Genomic DNA, 17162 nt, shown 5'->3' on the forward strand with positions numbered 1-17162 from the left:
CACGGTCCGCGCGCGGGTCGGTGCAGAGTGGAGGGGCGGCGGCCGCCCGGGCCGGCGACCTGCGACACCAGGAGGATCCGTGGCCCCCGACGACGACATGCCGAGCACCATCCGCCGCTCCCCCGAGCACGCGCAGGCCACCTGGTCGGCGGCGCACGCGGCGGCCGAGGAGCGGTACGGATCCGGCGAGCGCGCCGAGCGCACCGCATACGCCGCCCTCAAGCACGGCTTCGAGAAGGTCGGCGACCACTGGGAGCCGAAGGAGTCGGCGGGGCCGTCGGACGCGGGCGCCGAGGAGCGCGGCGCGGGCACGGCAGGCGGGGTCGACGCGAACGCGTCGAAGGCGCACCTGATGGAGGTCGCGCGCCGCCTCGACGTCCCCGGCCGCAGCCGCATGACGAAGGACGAGCTGGTGGACGGGATCCGGAAGGCGAACGACCGGGAGACCCGGAAGGCCCGCGAGCGCGAGAGCTGATCCGGGGCGCCGGACGCGCCTAGGGAAAGTCGACCCGGAACAGCGCGCACTCCTTGTCGTAGTAGGCGCGCGTGCGGCCGAGGGGACGCATCCCGATCCGGCGGCACACGGCCTGCGACGGCGCGTTCGCCGGGTTCGTCACGGCCAGCACGCGCGCCAGCCCGCCCTCGGCCGCGTGCGCGAGCACCCGCCGGGCCGCCTCCGTCGCGACGCCGCGACCCCATGCGTCCGGATGCAGGTGCCAGCCGATCTCCGTCTCACCCTCCTCCGGCGCGTCCCGCGGGGCCGGGTCGTCGCTGGCGAGGGGCGCGGCCGACGCGGGCAGGTCCTTGAGCAGCAGCGTGCCGAGGAGCGCGCCGCCGTCGCGGTCCTCGATCGCCCAGATGCCGCGCACCGGGTGCTCGAGCGCGGCGTAGCGGGCGGCGCGCGCGGCCGCCTGGGCGGGATCCGTCTGCACCGCACCCGTGCCGATCCACCGCATCACCTCGGGACGCGCGTGCAGGTCGAGGAGGAAGGGCGCGTCGGCATCCGTGAAGCGGCGGAGGAGCAGGCGGTCGGTCGCGAGGTCGGGCATCGCCCCAGGCTAGGGGGACGTCGGTGGCTCCCCCTAGCGTGACGGCATGCCCGAGCCGGTGGATGCGTGGTGGGCGCGGCGCCGCTGGTCGCGCGGCCTCGACGTGCCGTACCCGGTGGGCACCTACCGGGAGGCGTGGGCGTCGTTCCCCGTGCTCATCCGGCAGTACCACCCCGAGCTCAACCGCGGCATCACGCTCACGCAGGTGCCGCCCGCGGCCGACGTGCTCCTCACCTGGCAGTGCGACGTCGGGCACGTGTTCGTCGCGACGCCCGAGGAGCAGCGGCGGCGGCCGGGCCGCGAGCGCCGGCGGTCGTCGTGGTGCCCGGACTGCGCGGAGGCCGCGGCGCCGCGCACGCCCGTGCTGCCGATGGCCGATCAGGTGCGCTGGCCGGGGGCGTCGCCGCTGGTGGCGGGGCCGGTGGCGGGCGGGTCCGTGGCCGACGCGTCCGGCACGTCCGACGGACCGCCGTCGACGGCAGGGGGCTCGCCGCGTCCGCGGCGGGGCGCGCGCGACGGACGGCCCGCGGTCGGCGGCACGGCCCGCGACCGGCGCGGGAAGGACGGCACACCGAGCGCGATCGGGCCCGCCGAGCGACGCGGATCCCCCGCCACGGCCACCACGCCCGCCCGCGCCCGCCGATCCCCCGCCGTCTGCGGGAAGACGCCCGACCTCCCCGTCGGCGAGCCGTTCGCCAGCGCGTGCGCGCCGCCGCCCGCGTCCGCCGTCGAGGAGCGCCTGCGGCAGGATCTGGCCGCGCGCCTGGATCACACGACCGGCCTGAACGCCGTCCGGCTCGCGCGCCCGTTCTTCGAGCACCTCGAGGCGTGGCCCGACATCCTGCTGCCCGAGCTGCGCGTCGCGATCGAGTACGACTCCACCGGCCGCCACGGCCTCGAGCACGTCGGCCGCCGCGAGGAGGCCGACCGGCGCAAGGACCGCGCGCTGCGGGCCGCCGGATGGGAGGTGATCCGCATCCGCACCGGCAAGCTGCCACCCCTCGGGCCCTACGACCTGTGCATCCCGGGCCTCACCCGCGGCACGGTCGACCAGATCCTCGACCGGCTCCGCGAGATCCGCGGGCCGCTCTTCGTGGACGCCTACCTGCGCGAGGCGCCGCCGTCGGCCGCAGCCGGATGAACCGCTCGCCCGCCCGCCTCAGCTGACCCGCAGCGCCAGCGCCTCGCTCCGCCAGCGCGCGAGCAGCTCCCACGGATCCGGCTGGCCCGCGGCGAGCGCGGCGACATGAGCCTGCAGCTCCGCGTCGAGCTCGAACCACTCGGTGCGCGCGAAGCGCTGCCGGGCGAACAGCGCGTGCCGCGCCCGCTCCACCGATCGCCCTCCGCGCTCGAACGCGAGCAGCTCGTCGTGCCGGAGCGTGCCGAGCCGCTGCCGCGGATTCGAGCTGGTGCCGATCTTCAGCCGGTCGCCGAAGCGGATGTAGTAGACGACGTCGACCCGCGGCGGCGCGAGCTCGCCGTCCGGGTGGTCGCCGTGCCGCCACTCGCACACCGCGCAGAGCCAGCCCGACGGGTACCGCACGCCTAGGCGGGATCCGCAGGCCGGGCACGGCGACGGCAGCACGTCCTCGACGCCGTGCTCGCGCTCCGCCCACGCGGCCGCGCCCACGAGGTGGGCCGGGCACAGCGGCACGGGTGCACCGGGTTCAGCCCGCGCGGCGCAGCCCTCGGCGAGGCATGGTGCGGATCCGGTCGAGGTCATGCCCCGACGCTAGGCGCGGGCGCCGACACCGGCACCCGCGGGAGACGGCCCGGAACGCCTCAGCGCGCCGCCCGCACGACGACGGGCGCCTGGTCCTCGAGCCCGCGGCGGAGCTCGACGGAGGTCCACGGCACGGGAGCGTCGGCGAAGATCGGCTCGAGCACCTCCCACATGATGCGGCGGTCCGGGCCGACGAAGTAGACGTCGTAGGAGTCCTCGCCGAACTCGTTGCCGTCGATCCATCCGGCCTGGAGCAGCTGGAGAGCGTCGTCGCCCGCGATCTCGGTCGCGGCCAGCGACTCGAACGCCTCGTACGCGGTCGCCGCCTCACCGGCCTCGAAGCGCAGCACGACCCAGTCGTCGGGCTCGTCCTCGCGGGTCCAGGGGCGCGCGACCGCGACGATGGCCATGGTCAGGCCGGTGATGATCCCGGTGAGGAGGAGCGCCCGGATCCGCGGCGTCATGGCCGCGCCCGCCCGGCGTCTCCTGCTGCTGCGCTCATGCGACATCCCCGTCCCGGCGGCCGTCCACCCGGGACCCCGCACCACGTCCCAGTATCCCCGCACGATCGCCTCCGTGACGTGTCGACCGCGAACCTGGACCGGGAACGGTCCTGATGGGTACCTTTCCCTCCACGAGCAGGCGGTCCGCCTGCTCACCCCGTCCGCTTGGCCGAAGGAGCGCAGTGTCCGAGCTGAGCGCACACGAGGAGTTGATCTCCTCGATGGCGACCGTCTTCGACCTCATGGATGCCGCGACGCTCGACGCCTGGGAAGGCCTCACCGGCCTGCAGATCCAGCTGCTGCGCGTCGTCGCCACCGGGATGCAGGTGGACCGCCAGTCGCTCTCCATGTGGACCCGCACCTCGCGCGCGGCCCTCGTGCCGAGCCTCGCGGCGCTGCTGCAGCGGCGGGTCCTCGTGGAGGAGGCGGATGGGGAGGGCGCGCGCCTGGTCGTCGGGCCCGCCGGCCGGGAGCTCCTCCAGACGGTGATGCGCGCCCGCATCGGCTGGATCCGCGGGGCCTGCGCCTCCGTGCAGCCGCCCGTCGACGAGGGCGAGCTGCGGCGCGCGATCGGCGCGCTGCAGCGCATCGCCGACGGCGCCTGACCCGGGGATACCACGCGACCGACGCCGATCCCGCCCCCTCGACCCCTCGCCATCACGCCCCTAGGGTGGGGAAATGGCGAATCCCATCGAGGCCCAGGCACCCCCGAGATCCGAGCTGAAGCGCTCCATCACGGTCAAGCAGCTGTACTTCTACGTGGTCGGCGACGTCCTCGGATCCGGCATCTACGTGCTCGTCGGCCTCGTGGCCGCGGCCGTGGGCGGCGCGTTCTGGATGGCGTTCCTCGTGGGCGTCTCCATCGCGACCATCACCGGCCTCGCCTACGCGGAGCTCGTCACGAAGTACCCGCAGGCCGCCGGCGCCTCGCTCTACATCAACAAGGCGTTCCGCAGCCCGGTGCTCACGTTCTTCATCACCATCTGCATGCTCAGCGCCAACATGGCCGCCGTCGGATCCCTCGCGGCCGGCTTCGTCCGCTACCTCAGCGACCTCATCGGCCTGCCCGAGTCCGCGATCTGGGCGACCACCGGCATCGCCGTCGCGTTCGTCGCCGTCATCACGGCCATCAACCTCATCGGCATCAGCGAGTCGGTCGTCGCGAACGTGATCATGACGTTCGTCGAGATCAGCGGCCTCATCATCGTCGTCGCCATCGGCGTGATCGCGCTGGTGGAGGGCGTCGGCGACCCGGCCGTGCTGCTGCAGTTCCAGGTCGAGGGCGGCCCCGGATCCGCGGTGCTGGCCGTGCTCGCCGGCGTCTCGCTCGCGTTCTTCGCCATGACCGGCTTCGAGAACGCGGCCAACGTGGCCGAGGAGACCATCGACCCGTCGCGCGCGTTCCCCCGCGCGCTCATCGGCGGCATGATGACCGCCGGCATCGTCTACGTGCTCGTGTCCATGGCCGCAGCCCTCGCGGTGCCGATCGACGCGCTGGCCGGCAACACGCTCCTCGAGGTCGTGCGCGCGGACCTCTTCTTCATCCCGGCCGCGGTGATGCTCGTGATCTTCGGCCTCATCGCCATGGTCGCCATCAGCAACACGGCGCTCGTGACCGTGGTGGCCCAGTCGCGGATCCTGTTCGGCATGGCGCGCGAGAACGTCGTCCCGGCGATCTTCGCCAAGGTGCACCCGGCCCGCCGCAGCCCGTACGTGGCGCTGATCTTCGGCGGCGCGGTGGTGGCCGGCCTCCTCATCATCGGCGCGGCGATCCGCTCCAGCCAGGCCGGCATCCCCGAGGACGAGCGGCTCGACATCGTCGATCGGCTCGCGACCATCACGGTCGTGTTCCTCCTCTTCATCTACGCGCTCGTGATCGTCGCGTGCCTGAAGCTCCGCGGCCATGACGAGCGGGACGACACGTACCGCGCGAACACGCCGCTGCTGATCGTCGGGATCCTCGGCAACGTCGCCGTGCTGATCTACACGCTCGTCGACGACCCCGGCGCGCTGTTCTGGGTCGGCGGGCTGCTCGCGCTGGGGCTCGTGCTCTACCTCGCGCAACGGACGTTCGGCGCGAAGAAGCCGGACCTCGAGGCTGCCGCCGGCGTCGCCGCGGCCGGACCCACGGACAGGGAGGTCTGACCCGTGCACGTCATCGTCACCACCGACGGATCCCAGGCGTCGCTCCAGGCGGCCCGCCAGTTCCAGGTGATCGCGGACTCCCGCGAGATCACCGAGGTCACCGTGCTCGCGGTCGTGAGCCCCTACGCGGCCGCGCCGTTCGCCAACGAGCTCGGCCCGCGCCGCGCGACCGGCCAGACCGAGCTCAGCTACCGCCGCGACGCCGAGGCCGCCGTCGACACGGTCGCGGCGGTCTTCGACGGCTGGGGCCCGACCATCCACCACGACGTGCGCAGCGGCTCCCCCGCCACCGAGATCATCCGCGCCGCCGAGGACCTCTCCGCCGGCCTGATCTCCATGGCCGCCGGCAGCCGCGGCCTCACCGCGACGATCCTCCTCGGCAGCACGGCGTCACGCGTGCAGCACTCGGCACCGTGCCCGGTGCTGATCTGCCGGCCGACGGTGCGCGGGCGGGGGTAGCGCAGCGAGACTGCGCGCGCAGATCTCAGTCGATCGCCTCGAACACCATCGTCGCCTGGATGCGGTCGCCGCCGCCGAGCCCCTTGCTGCCCGACACAGCGGTCGAGATGGTGTGCAGCCGGTAGCCGCGAGCCGCCTGCGCGTTGATCGCGTTCTCCAGCTCGGTGAGGTTGCCAGAACCGGTGCCCCACACCTTCTCCTTGAGGATGGTCTGAAGGACCACGTAGCTCTTGCCGCGCTTCCGCGGAGCTGCATCCGATGTCGTCGCGGCTGCTGCTCCGGCGGAGACGGGCGTCGCCGCCGACGCGCCATGTCCCGGAGGCGGCGGAGGCTGCACCGTCTCCGTCCAGCGCGTGCCGTCCCACCAGCGCATGGTCCCGGAACCGTCGTCGTACCAACCGGCCTGCGTCTCAACTGCCATCGTCTCGCCTCTCGTCGTGTGATCCTCCGGCCATCGTGCTCCCTGGGAAGGCGGCGGGCTCGTCCGCGGGCGGTCGGTAGCGCAGCACGGCCGCCGGCCCACCACGCCCGCCGCCCGAATGTAAAGCCCTTGTGAACACTTCGCGGTCGGGTCGATACCGTGCGTATCGTGCTCAGCACCTCCCGGCCCGACGCGTCGCCGGCTGACCGGGAGGATCCCCCACCGGAGAACGCCGACCCCCTCGGAGGCATCCATGGCATCCGCGCCCCAGCTGCACAAGAGCCTCACACAGAGGCAGCTCACCATGATCGCGATCGGCGGCGTCATCGGCGCCGGCCTGTTCGTGGGGTCCGGGGTGGTGATCAACGGCGCGGGTCCCGGCGCGTTCCTCACCTACGCGATCTCCGGCGTGCTGATCATCCTCGTGATGCGCATGCTCGGCGAGATGGCGACCGCGAACCCGAGCACCGGATCCTTCGCCGACTACGCCCGGCACGCCCTCGGCGGCTGGGCCGGGTTCTCGATGGGCTGGCTCTACTGGTACTTCTGGGTCATCGTCGTCGGATTCGAGGCGGTCGCCGGCGCGAAGGCGCTCACCTACTGGTTCGACGCGCCGCTCTGGCTCCTCTCCCTCGGCCTCATGGCGCTGATGACCGCCACCAACCTCATCTCGGTCGGCGCGTTCGGCGAGTTCGAGTACTGGTTCGCGGGGATCAAGGTCGCCGCGATCATCCTGTTCCTCGGCCTCGGCACCCTCTACGTGCTGGGCATCTGGCCGGGCCGCTCCCTCGACTTCTCCAACCTCGTCGTGCACGGCGGCTTCTTCCCCAACGGCGTCGGCGCGATCTTCTCCTCGGTCGTCGTCGTGATCTTCTCCATGGTCGGCGCGGAGATCGCCACCATCGCGGCCGCCGAGTCGAAGGACCCCGCGAAGGCGATCCGGAAGTCGACCAACTCCGTGATCCTCCGCATCTCGCTGTTCTTCGTCGGCTCGCTGTTCCTGCTCGCCGTGATCCTCCCGTGGGATTCCACGGAGCTCGGCGCCTCGCCGTTCGTGAGCGCGTTCGACCGCATGGGCATTCCGTTCGCGGGCGACGTGATGAACGCGGTCGTCCTCACCGCCGTGCTCTCGTGCCTGAATTCCGGCCTCTACACGGCGAGCCGCATGCTCTTCGTGCTCGCCGCCCGGCGCGAAGCTCCCGCACGGCTGGTGAAGGTGACCTCGCGCGGAGTGCCGCGCGCGGCGATCCTGCTCTCGTCGGTCGTCGGCTTCCTCTGCGTGATCGCGGCGGCCGTCTCCCCCGACACCGTCTTCCTGTTCCTGCTCAACTCCTCGGGCGCGATCATCCTGTTCGTCTACCTGCTGATCTCGATCTCGCAGATCGTCCTCCGCCGGCGCAGCGGGTCCGCCGGCCTCCCGGTGAAGATGTGGCTGTTCCCGGGCCTCTCGATCATCACGGTCGTCGGGATCCTCGCGGTGCTCGCGCAGATGGCGCTGGATCCCGAGATCCGCCCGCAGCTCGTGCTGAGCCTCGTGGCATGGGCGGTCGTGCTCGTGCTGTACGTGGTGACGAAGGCGCGGGGCGGGTCGGTGGATCCGGTGGCGGAGGTCGACGAGGCGGAGGTCGCCGTCCCCGTCGCGCGCGACGCCTGATCCGTCCGCAAGAGCCCACGAGGCCGCTGGTTAGGCTGGCCGCATGGCGACAGTGATCCTCGTGCGGCACGGACGAACCACAGCGAACGCGACCGGGATCCTGGCGGGGCGCACCCCCGGCGTCGACCTCGACGACACCGGGCGCGACCAGGCGGACCGCGCCGGCGACCGGCTCGCGGCGGTGCCGCTGGCGGCCGTCGTGTCCAGCCCGCTGCAGCGCTGCTGGGAGACGGCGCAGCGGATCCTCGAGCGGCAGCCGGGGAAGCCCGCCCAGCCCGTCGACCCCGACCTCACCGAGTGCGACTACGGCGACTGGCAGGGCCGCGCCCTCGCCGACCTCGCGAAGGAGGATCTCTGGTCGCGCGTGCAGTCGCACCCGTCGTCGGTCGTCTTCCCCGGCGGCGAGTCCATGGCCGGGATGCAGGCGCGCGCGGTCGCCGCGATCCGCCGCCACGACGCCGCCATCGAGGCCGAGCACGGGCCGGGCGCCGTGTGGGTCGCGGTCAGCCACGGCGACGTCATCAAGTCGATCCTCGCCGACGCCCTCGGCACGCACCTCGACCTGTTCCAGCGCATCGACGTGGGCCCGGCGTCGATCTCCATCGTGCGCTACGGCGCCGGCCGGCCGACCGTGCACGCGACCAACACCGACGCGGGTGACCTCTCGTGGCTGGCCGCGAGCGTCGGATCCGGTGACGCTCCCGTGGGTGGCGGCGCCGGGCACACGACGCCGTGATCCACCGCGCATAGAGTGGACGCATGCCCACACGAGCCCTCGAATTCGACTGGCCGGACCGGGCCGTGGTCGGCACCATCGGCCTCCCGGGCGCGCGCACGTTCTACTTCCAGGTGCGCTCCGGACCGCAGCTGGTGACCATCGCCCTCGAGAAGCAGCAGTCCGCGCTGCTCGCCGAGAAGATCGACGAGATCCTCGACCAGCTCGTCACCGTCGAGGGCAACCCCTTCAGCATCCCCGAGAGCACGCCCCCGGAGCTCGTCGACAACGACCCGCTCGAGGACGTCGACGAGCGCTGGCGCACCGGCGCCATGGGCCTCGGCTGGGATCCGACGACGGCCCAGGTGGTCATCGAGGCGTATCCCCTCGCGGAGGACGACGACAGCGACGACTTCGACCTGCCGAGCGCCGACGACGACGTGGACGCGGACGACACCGAGATGCTCGTCGTCCGCATGCCCGTGGGCGCCGCCCGCGCTTTCGCGAAGCGCACCCACGAGATCGTGGGCGCCGGCCGCCCGATCTGCGCGGTGTGCGGCTACCCCATCGACCCCGACGGGCACGAGCACACCTTCCCCGACGAATGATGTCGGAGCCGGACCCGCTGGACGGCGAGCTGATCGTCACCGGCCGCATCCGCACCGCGTCGAACGCGACCTTCCTCGGGACGATCGGCGACGTGGCCGTCGTCTACAAGCCCATCCGCGGCGAGAACCCGCTCTGGGACTTCCCCGACGCGGTGCTCGCGCATCGCGAGGTCGCCGCCTACCTCGTCTCCGAGGCGCTCGGCTGGGGCGTCGTGCCGCGCACGTGGCTCCGCGACGGCCCCGCGGGCGAGGGCATGGTGCAGCTCTGGCAGGACGAGGATCCCGACCAGGACGCCGTCGACCTGGTCCCCGCGGCCGAGATCCCGGAGACCGGCTACCGGACGGTGCTCGGCGGCGAGGACGAGGAGGGCAACACGGTCGCCCTCATCCACGAGGACACCCCGGCGCTGCGCCGCATGGCCGTCTTCGACGTGATCGTGAACAACGCCGACCGCAAGGGCTTCCACGTGCTCGCCATGCCCGACGGCCACCGCTTCGGCGTCGACCACGGCCTCACCTTCCACGAGGACCACAAGCTGCGCACTGTGCTGTGGGGGTGGGTCGGGGATCCGCTCACTGCCGAGGAGCTCGCGGGCGTGGATCGGGTGCTCGGGGGGCTGGATGGGGAGCTGGGGCGGGAGCTGGCGGGGCTATTGACGGCGGAGGAGATAGCGGCGTTGCGCGCACGATGCATCCGCGTGCGCTCGGAGGCGAAGTTCCCGTCTCCCGCCGGTCGTCAATCCGCAGTCCCCTGGCCGTTGTTCTAGCTTACGTACGCGACTGAGTACCTCAGCTTGCACACCTATTGAACTACAGAGTTTTGGGCCTTCGGTGCCTCGAGTATCGTGAATGCCTTCTTTTTAACAAGTAGATTCCATTCGCTCTTAATCTTCTTAGGAAGCTCCTTAAGGACATCGTTCGTGTAATCGAGAGTCGGCTGCCAATCACCTTCGTGACCATGCAAAAGGATGGCAGTAGCCAAATCGGCAGTTATGCTGTCGATATGCCGATACAGCCAAAGCGCCTCCTGGGGAGCGAGTGCGGTCTTTCTAATTGTTCGGGCAGCAAAGGTTGATCGCTGAACCGCCCACATCAGGCGGAAAGCCGCCGCCACAAACGCAGTCTTTTGCTCTGCAGTCAAGTCAGGGTGCCGAGCGGCATGACCAACTGTAAATCGCGCTTCGGCGATATGATCTGCCGTCAATATTTCTAGAGCGTTCACCACTTTGGCACGGTGACTCAGCTGATAGGCACTGACGCTCGTGACGACGAAGGCCAACGCGGAAACAAGCAACGAGCCTAGTGATATAAGAACTGCAATTTCTGGCATGTGCGATTTCCCCCGAGTCTGATTAACTAAATTATATGGATGACGCGAGCGAGTCCCACCTCGATGCAGCCCGGTGCCTGTTGATAAGCTCCCAGTGCCAAAGGGACAGTGAAGTCTGCCCTGACGGCGCACAAAGCCCCACCCGTGGCGATCCAGTGCACGCTGGCGCGTTACGACTAGGGCCGTAACACCAGCCTTGGCAGCGAATCTACTGACCTCCTCGTCATGCCAGCAGCCCCCAAAAGGGGACGCCGTCGGAAAAAGAGGACCATCAGGCACTCCGAGCGGCTTGCCCCGCTCGCCGCTGAGGAGATCGAGGGAGTGGATACGGTGCTCGCCGGATTCGATGGCGAGTTGGGGGTCGGAGCCGGTGGAGCTGCTAGCGGCGGAGAAGATCGTGGCGCCTGTGCAGTGGTGCGCGTTGTCGCGGGCGGAGGCTCGGTTTCGCGTCCGCCCACCAAAATACTGCGATTCCCTGGCCGCTCTTCTAGGGCCAGATCGGAGAACAGTCATTAGTACGCGATAGATCCATCGCATACGGCTTCATGCAAAACATTGTAATACTAGCGCTCGGACGTCCAACCGAGCTCTAGCGCATACGCTTTAAGTTTAGTGAGGACGTATTGTGCGATCGCAGACCGATTAGCAGACGTCAAGTAATCACCGGATCGCCAGTGTAATTCAACGCAAGTTACGTGATCATCCGTGCTGATGCTGATATCGGGGATCAAGGGAATTCCCTCCGCTTTTGTCTCGACTGAGGTAACTCCGAGGGCCGTCTGGGATTGCGTCAGGAAGTCCCCAAGGGCGCGATTCATCAATTTATCACGACCGACACCGAACCCGTAGTTCTCCGCGAGTAGCGTAAAGGCCGCAGTGGCGTCGGCGGCCGGATTACCTCGTGTCTCAGCAACTGCCGACGCAGTACCCTCCAAGAGTCGACCAAAGTCAGATCTTGTAAAGTAAGTAGCAATTTCTGCAGGTGACCGCGGATTGACACCAATATCCGTTAATAGCTTCTTCGCGTCATTCGGCCCAAATCTGTTGACCACAGGAACAGAGAGAGAGGGGGCGACAAACGCGATGCGTGCGTCAAGTCGCACCACGGTCTGAATAAGTAGTCCCATGCGCTTGGACCACCATTTACCAATAACACTGCCGGGCGTAGCGGCCACAAGTTTATCAGCGTCCACCAATCCGTATCTGTATCCGCTCGCGAGCTCGCTCAGCACTCCCGCCTTACCGCTCTCACTTGCAAATGCCACAACCAGCCGAACTGGCTTCCGGGTTGAGGTTAGAAGCTTGTCGAGTAGGCCGACAAAATCATTGCTAATTTCATCTAGGAAGTCGCCCAAGGTTGGGAATTCCTCAGGGGCATAGTCATTTGGCGCCACACCTAGCGACTCAAGGTGTTCCAAGGAATTGACGAGCTTCAGAGTTGCTACCGCCAGGCCGGGCCAGGTCTCTCTCCCAGGCCCATTGATCTCCGCTGGGATATCGACAGGCGACTTACCGGCCCTCTTTACAAATGCCTGGGACATAGAGTCGGCATTTTCGCGGGAGGTCTCCGGCCACACAACCAGCGCACGAGATCCAAGCGACGCCGCGCCTTCTCCAGATTCACGGACAAACGATTTAATTTGTGATAATTCTTTGTCCGTAGGCGGATCGCTTTCACGGTCGTCGACGTTGATGACCAATACTCGAGAGTCGTTGATGGGCAGCGCATTCTCCTGCACAATCGCGGCGAGTGCTTGACGCAAGCGATCCGCCGTGACTTCGCCTCCGGCAAGTCGCGCGGTCGGCCCGTATTCATTAGGAATCCACCCAGCCAAATTACTGATCAGCGTGGTCTTTCCAGTGCCAGAATCAGCGTATACCGGCAAAAAGAGCCCCCTGCCGCGGCTACGAATATGGAGCGCAGCCTGCCGAAAGATTGTCAGCGTCGACTCGCTTGGCTCGACTAATAGCCGTGCAACATCCACACCCACGGCAGCAATCAGCGATTCATACCTCGAGGGCAGCTTGAGCTGACGGAGAAGGTGAGAGGGGGATCCGCGCTGAGCACCGTGAGACAGTGCGCCGCTTTCCTGGTTCGTCAATTCTGACTCCTTTGTCTTGGTCAACGATCAGAGGCAAACTCAGTTGTTGAACCGGAACTCCACCACGTCGCCGTCCTGCATGACGTACTCCTTGCCCTCGATGCGGGCCTTGCCCTTGGAGCGCGCCTCGGCGATGGAGCCGGTCTCGACCAGGTCGTCGTAGGAGATGACCTCGGCCTTGATGAAGCCCTTCTCGAAGTCGGTGTGGATCACACCGGCCGCCTGCGGGGCCTTCCAGCCCTTGCCGATGGTCCAGGCCCGCGTCTCCTTGGGGCCCGCCGTCAGGTAGGTCTGGAGGCCGAGGGTCTCGAAGCCGATGCGGGCGAGCTGGTCGAGGCCCGACTCCTCCTGGCCGGTGCTCGCGAGCATCTCGGCGGCGTCCTCGGGGTCGAGCTCGATGAGCTCCGACTCGATCTTCGCGTCCAGGAACACGGCCTGCGCCGGCGCCACGAGGGCGGCCAGCTCGGCGAGACGAGACTTGTCGCCGAGCACCTGCTCGTCGACGTTGAACACGTAGATGAAGGGCTTGGCCGTCAGCAGCCCGAGCTCGCGGACGGGCTCCAGGTCGATCTTCGACGCCGACAGCGGCTTGCCCGAGTCGAGCCACTCGCGCGCGGCCTTCGCAGTCTCGAGCACGACGGGCTCGATGCGCTTCGTCTTCAGCTCCTTCTCGTAGCGCGGCTCGGCGCGCTCGAGGGTCTGCAGGTCGGCGAGGATCAGCTCGGTGTTGATGGTCTCCATGTCGCTCGCGGCGTCGACGCGGCCGTCGACGTGCACGACGTCCTCGTCCTCGAATCCGCGGACGACCTGCGCGATGGCGTCGGCCTCGCGGATGTTCGCGAGGAACTGGTTGCCGAGGCCCTCGCCCTCGCTCGCGCCGCGGACGATGCCCGCGATGTCGACGAAGGAGACGGGGGCCGGGAGGATCTTCTCGCTGCCGAAGAGGCCGGCGAGCACCTCGAGGCGCGGGTCCGGCAGGTTCACCACGCCCACGTTCGGCTCGATCGTCGCGAACGGGTAGTTCGCGGCGAGCACCTGGTTCTTGGTCAGGGCGTTGAAGAGCGTCGACTTGCCGACGTTGGGGAGACCGACGATCGCGATAGTGAGAGCCACGGGAGTCCATCGTACGGGGCGTGCCGGCTCCTCCCCCGCCCGCGCCGGGCTGGGCTGTCCCGGGATCCGGCGTCGGTCGTGCGTGGAACACTCGGACCCATGCCGTTGGACTTCACCGCGATCGACTTCGAGACCGCCAACAACTCGTCGGCGAGCGCGTGCTCGGTGGGTCTCGTGAAGGTCCGCGACGGCGTCGTCGTCGAGACCGCCTCCTGGCTCATCCGGCCGCCCGCGGGGCACGACTCCTTCTCGGTCTGGAACACGCGGATCCACGGCATCGTCGAGGACGACGTGGCCGGCGCCGACGGCTGGGCCGACCAGCTGCCGCGCCTCATGGCCTTCGCGGGCGACGACCACCTCGTGGCCCACAACGCGCGATTCGACATGGGCGTGATCCAGGGCGCCTGCAAGGCCACCGCGCTCATCCCGCCGCCGTACTCCTACCTCTGCAGCCTCCAGGTCGCGCGCCGCACGTACGCGCTCGACTCGTACCGGCTGCCGGTCGCCGCGCGGGCGGCGGGCTTCGAGGACTTCTCGCACCACGAGGCGCTGGCGGACGCCCGGGCGTGCGCGGCGATCGTCGTGCACGCGGCCGGACGGCACGGCGCCGCGTCGATCGCGGGGCTGGCGGAGGCCGCGGGCGTGGGCCTCGGACGCATCGGCGCGCCGCGCGCGCAGACCGTCACGCAGGCGTCCGCCGCCGCGACGCCGCCCATCGACTGGGCCTGATCCTCTCGCTCGGCCACCCGCCGACCCGCGTCCCGGCCGTGTCGGGGGCCGCTGGCACACTGCACGCATGGATCCCGTCATCGCCCTCCTCGTCGGCCTCGTCATCGGCCTGGCCGTGGGCGCGGTGGTCGGGCTCGCGGTGTCGCGCGCCCGCTCCGGGGTGGATGCGCCGGGTCGCGCGGGCGAGGCCGCACGCCTCGCCGCGGCGGAGGCCACGGTCACGGCGCTGCGCGAGCAGCTGGATCGCACGGAGCGGCTCGCCGAGGAGCAGGTCGCCCAGACCACCGCGCAGTACGCCGAGCGCGCCCAGACCCAGGACGCGCTGCACCGCGAGCGGCTCGACGCGCAGGAGTCCCACCTGCGCGAGCAGATCGGCCAGCAGGAGGACCGCATCGCGGAGCTGCAGACCCGGCTGCGCGAGATCCAGCGCGCCGAGGTCGCCCGCACCGAGGAGGACGGCCGGGTGCTCACCGCGCTCAGCCCGGTCGCCGAGAGCCTCAAGCAGGTGCAGGCGAAGGTGCACGAGCTGGAGGAGCAGCGCCGGCAGCAGCACGGCGAGCTCAGCGAGCAGCTGCGGAGCGCCACCGAGGCCGAGGAGCGGCTGCGCGCCACGGCCGAGACGCTCGCGTCGGCGCTCCGCTCCAACAGCACTCGCGGCGTGTGGGGCGAGACCCAGCTGCGGAGCGTCGTCGAGGCGGCGGGGCTCATCCACCGGGTCGACTTCGACGTGCAGACCTCCGTCTCCACCGCGCAGGGCGTCGGCCGGCCCGACATGGTCGTGCACCTGCCCGGCGGCAAGCACATCGCGGTGGATGCGAAGGCCCCCTTCACCGCGTACCTGGAGGCGAGCGCCATCCCCGCCTCCGCGAACGGACCCGAGGGCGCGCGGCGCGACGGCCTCATGAAGCAGCACGTGCAGGCCGTGCGCGACCACATCACGGCGCTCGGCAGCCGCGCGTACTGGGAGGGGCTCGACGCGAGCCCCGAGATGGTCATCGCGTTCATCCCGAGCGAGTCGCTCGTGTCGTCAGCGCTGGAGGCGGACCCCAGCATCATGGAGTTCGCGTTCTCCCGCCGGGTCGCGCTCTCCTCCCCCGTCACACTGTGGTCGGTGCTCAAGACCGTCGCGTTCAGCTGGCAGCAGGAGGTGCTCACGGAGGACGCGAAGCAGCTCTTCGACCTCAGCCGCGAGCTGCACGCGCGCCTCGCCACGAGCGGCGAGCACATCGCCAAGCTCGGCCGCTCGCTCACCGGTGCGGTGGGCGACTACAACCGCGTCGTCGGATCCCTGGAGCGCCAGGTGCTCCCCACCGCCCGCCGCCTCACCCGGCTCGACGAGTCCAAGGTCATCGGCACGCTCGAGCCGCTCGAGGCCACCACCCGCGAGCTCACCGCGGACGAGTTCACGCGCCCGCCCGCCCCGGCCGCTGGCACCCCCGCTGGGTAGAGTGGCGAGCACGCGGGGCCCGGCCGCACGACTCCATCCGCCGGCCGATCAGGATCCCGCGACAGCCGCACGGCGTCGCCGTGGATCCGCCGAAGGAGATGCACCATGCCCGTAGCAACCCCCGAGCAGTACGCCGAGATGCTGGATCGCGCCAAGGCCGGCGGATTCGCCTACCCGGCCGTCAACGTCTCGTCGTCGCAGACCATCAACGCGGTCCTCCAGGGGCTCACCGACGCCGGATCCGACGGCATCATCCAGGTCACCACGGGCGGCGCCGACTACTTCTCCGGCCACACCGTGAAGAACCGCGCGGCAGGCGCGCTCGCCTTCGCGCGCTTCGCCACCGAGGTCGCCAAGAACTACCCCATCACCGTCGCGCTGCACACCGACCACTGCCCGAAGGACGCCCTCGACGGCTTCGTCATCCCCATGATCGAGGCCAGCGAGGAGGAGGTCCGCGCGGGCCGCAACCCCATCTTCCAGTCGCACATGTGGGACGGCTCGGCCATCCCGCTGAACGAGAACCTCGACATCGCGACGGACCTGCTCCCCCGCATGAAGGCGATCAACGCGATCCTCGAGGTCGAGATCGGCGTCGTCGGCGGCGAAGAAGACGGGGTCAGCCACGACACCGGCTCGCACCTCTACACGACCCTCGAGGACGCGATCTCCACGGTCGAGGCCCTCGGCCTCGGCGACAAGGGCCGCTACATGGCCGCCCTCACCTTCGGCAACGTGCACGGCGTGTACAAGCCCGGCGGCGTGCAGCTGCGCCCGTCGCTGCTCAAGGAGATCCAGGACGGCATCGCCGCGAAGTACGGCACGGGCGAGAAGCCGTTCGACCTCGTATTCCACGGCGGATCCGGCTCCTCCGACGACGAGATCTCCGAGGCCGTGCGCAACGGCGTCGTGAAGATGAACATCGACACCGACACGCAGTACGCGTTCAGCCGCTCCATCGCCGACTCGGTGCTCCGGAACTACGACGGCTTCCTCAAGGTCGACGGCGAGGTCGGCGACAAGAAGACGTACGACCCCCGCGCCTGGGGCAAGACGGCGGAGTCGGCCATGGCCGCCCGCGTCGTCGAGGCCACGCGCCAGCTCGGCTCGCACGGGAAGTCGCAGAGCTAGCGGCGCACACACCACGAACGACGGCGGGGCCGG

19 protein-coding genes are annotated in these 17162 nt (G+C 69.7%); 12 read left to right on the top strand and 7 right to left on the bottom strand.

All coding sequences use genetic code 11. From position 1 onward, the window contains the following. The first annotated feature begins 79 nt into the window (after positions 1-79). Positions 80-475: a ChaB family protein gene (locus NL142_RS11540; RefSeq protein WP_194684754.1), complete on the top strand. Its 396-nt coding sequence runs from the start codon at positions 80-82 to the stop codon at positions 473-475. A 19-nt stretch (positions 476-494) separates the two neighbouring features. On the opposite strand, the gene NL142_RS11545 is transcribed toward NL142_RS11540, so the two are convergent. After that, positions 495-1049: a GNAT family N-acetyltransferase gene (locus tag NL142_RS11545; RefSeq protein WP_435079644.1), complete on the bottom strand. Its 555-nt coding sequence runs from the start codon at positions 1047-1049 to the stop codon at positions 495-497. 46 nt (positions 1050-1095) lie between these two features. On the opposite strand from NL142_RS11545, the gene NL142_RS11550 reads away from it, so the two are divergent. Then, entirely contained in the window at positions 1096-2190 is a 1095-nt protein-coding gene (locus NL142_RS11550) for a zinc-ribbon domain-containing protein (RefSeq protein WP_435079646.1), read from the top strand. An 18-nt stretch (positions 2191-2208) separates the two neighbouring features. Here NL142_RS11550 and NL142_RS11555 read toward each other — a convergent pair whose 3' ends face one another. Together NL142_RS11555 and NL142_RS11560 are read right to left on the bottom strand one after the other, a co-directional pair. Then, positions 2209-2772: a GIY-YIG nuclease family protein gene (locus NL142_RS11555; protein ID WP_435079648.1), complete on the bottom strand. Its 564-nt coding sequence runs from the start codon at positions 2770-2772 to the stop codon at positions 2209-2211. A gap of 59 nt (positions 2773-2831) precedes the next feature. Next, on the bottom strand, positions 2832-3236 hold the full coding sequence (locus NL142_RS11560; protein WP_194685037.1) for a hypothetical protein: 405 nt from the start codon (positions 3234-3236) through the stop codon (positions 2832-2834). 221 nt (positions 3237-3457) lie between these two features. Between NL142_RS11560 and NL142_RS11565 the strand changes: the two genes are divergently transcribed. From NL142_RS11565 to NL142_RS11575, 3 genes are all read left to right on the top strand, one after another. After that, entirely contained in the window at positions 3458-3880 is a 423-nt protein-coding gene (locus NL142_RS11565) for a MarR family transcriptional regulator (RefSeq protein WP_435079651.1), read from the top strand. Positions 3881-3953: 73 nt separating this feature from the next. Then, positions 3954-5420 carry an APC family permease gene (locus tag NL142_RS11570; protein ID WP_435079653.1) on the top strand — a complete coding sequence of 489 codons (1467 nt, stop codon included), beginning with the start codon at positions 3954-3956 and terminating at the stop codon, positions 5418-5420. A 3-nt stretch (positions 5421-5423) separates the two neighbouring features. Next, on the top strand, positions 5424-5879 hold the full coding sequence (locus NL142_RS11575; protein WP_194684760.1) for a universal stress protein: 456 nt from the start codon (positions 5424-5426) through the stop codon (positions 5877-5879). Positions 5880-5904: 25 nt separating this feature from the next. Here NL142_RS11575 and NL142_RS11580 read toward each other — a convergent pair whose 3' ends face one another. Next, positions 5905-6300: a DUF2510 domain-containing protein gene (locus tag NL142_RS11580; RefSeq protein WP_435079655.1), complete on the bottom strand. Its 396-nt coding sequence runs from the start codon at positions 6298-6300 to the stop codon at positions 5905-5907. Positions 6301-6553: 253 nt separating this feature from the next. On the opposite strand from NL142_RS11580, the gene NL142_RS11585 reads away from it, so the two are divergent. The 4 genes from NL142_RS11585 to NL142_RS11600 are packed head-to-tail and all read left to right on the top strand — an operon-like array spanning position 6554 to position 10044. After that, complete coding sequence (locus tag NL142_RS11585; RefSeq protein WP_435079657.1) at positions 6554-7954, top strand: amino acid permease; 1401 nt, start codon at positions 6554-6556, stop codon at positions 7952-7954. 43 nt (positions 7955-7997) lie between these two features. Then, on the top strand, positions 7998-8690 hold the full coding sequence (locus NL142_RS11590; protein WP_435079659.1) for a histidine phosphatase family protein: 693 nt from the start codon (positions 7998-8000) through the stop codon (positions 8688-8690). 23 nt (positions 8691-8713) lie between these two features. Continuing rightward, positions 8714-9277 (top strand): DUF3090 domain-containing protein, encoded by a 564-nt coding sequence (locus NL142_RS11595; protein ID WP_435079661.1) that lies wholly within the window; start codon positions 8714-8716, stop codon positions 9275-9277. Beyond that, a complete protein-coding gene (locus NL142_RS11600; RefSeq protein WP_435079663.1) occupies positions 9277-10044 on the top strand; it encodes an SCO1664 family protein in 768 nt (255 codons plus the stop codon). The genes NL142_RS11595 and NL142_RS11600 overlap by 1 nt, the downstream gene beginning before the upstream one ends. Before the next feature lie 35 nt (positions 10045-10079). Here NL142_RS11600 and NL142_RS11605 read toward each other — a convergent pair whose 3' ends face one another. The 3 genes from NL142_RS11605 to ychF all read right to left on the bottom strand — a co-directional run bounded on the left by NL142_RS11605 (position 10080) and on the right by ychF (position 13822). Beyond that, positions 10080-10607 carry a hypothetical protein gene (locus tag NL142_RS11605; RefSeq protein ID WP_435079665.1) on the bottom strand — a complete coding sequence of 176 codons (528 nt, stop codon included), beginning with the start codon at positions 10605-10607 and terminating at the stop codon, positions 10080-10082. Between the two features lie 563 nt (positions 10608-11170). Beyond that, the gene (locus tag NL142_RS11610; RefSeq protein WP_435079667.1) at positions 11171-12709 is read right to left on the bottom strand and encodes a P-loop NTPase family protein; all 1539 of its coding nucleotides are present in this window, start codon (positions 12707-12709) and stop codon (positions 11171-11173) included. 39 nt (positions 12710-12748) lie between these two features. After that, positions 12749-13822 (bottom strand): redox-regulated ATPase YchF, encoded by a 1074-nt coding sequence (gene ychF, locus NL142_RS11615; RefSeq protein ID WP_435079669.1) that lies wholly within the window; start codon positions 13820-13822, stop codon positions 12749-12751. A gap of 99 nt (positions 13823-13921) precedes the next feature. Between ychF and NL142_RS11620 the strand changes: the two genes are divergently transcribed. From NL142_RS11620 to fbaA, 3 genes are all read left to right on the top strand, one after another. After that, positions 13922-14551, top strand: a complete 630-nt coding sequence (locus NL142_RS11620) for a 3'-5' exonuclease (RefSeq protein ID WP_435079671.1) — start codon at positions 13922-13924, stop codon at positions 14549-14551. Positions 14552-14618: 67 nt separating this feature from the next. Further along, a complete protein-coding gene (locus NL142_RS11625) occupies positions 14619-15998 on the top strand; it encodes a DNA recombination protein RmuC (RefSeq protein ID WP_435079673.1) in 1380 nt (459 codons plus the stop codon). Between the two features lie 105 nt (positions 15999-16103). After that, positions 16104-17129, top strand: a complete 1026-nt coding sequence (gene fbaA / locus NL142_RS11630) for a class II fructose-bisphosphate aldolase (RefSeq protein WP_435079675.1) — start codon at positions 16104-16106, stop codon at positions 17127-17129. The last annotated feature ends 33 nt before the right edge of the window (positions 17130-17162 follow it).

The organism is Clavibacter quasicaliforniensis, assembly GCF_051201715.1.
Taxonomy (GTDB): Bacteria; Actinomycetota; Actinomycetes; order Actinomycetales; family Microbacteriaceae; genus Clavibacter; species Clavibacter seminis.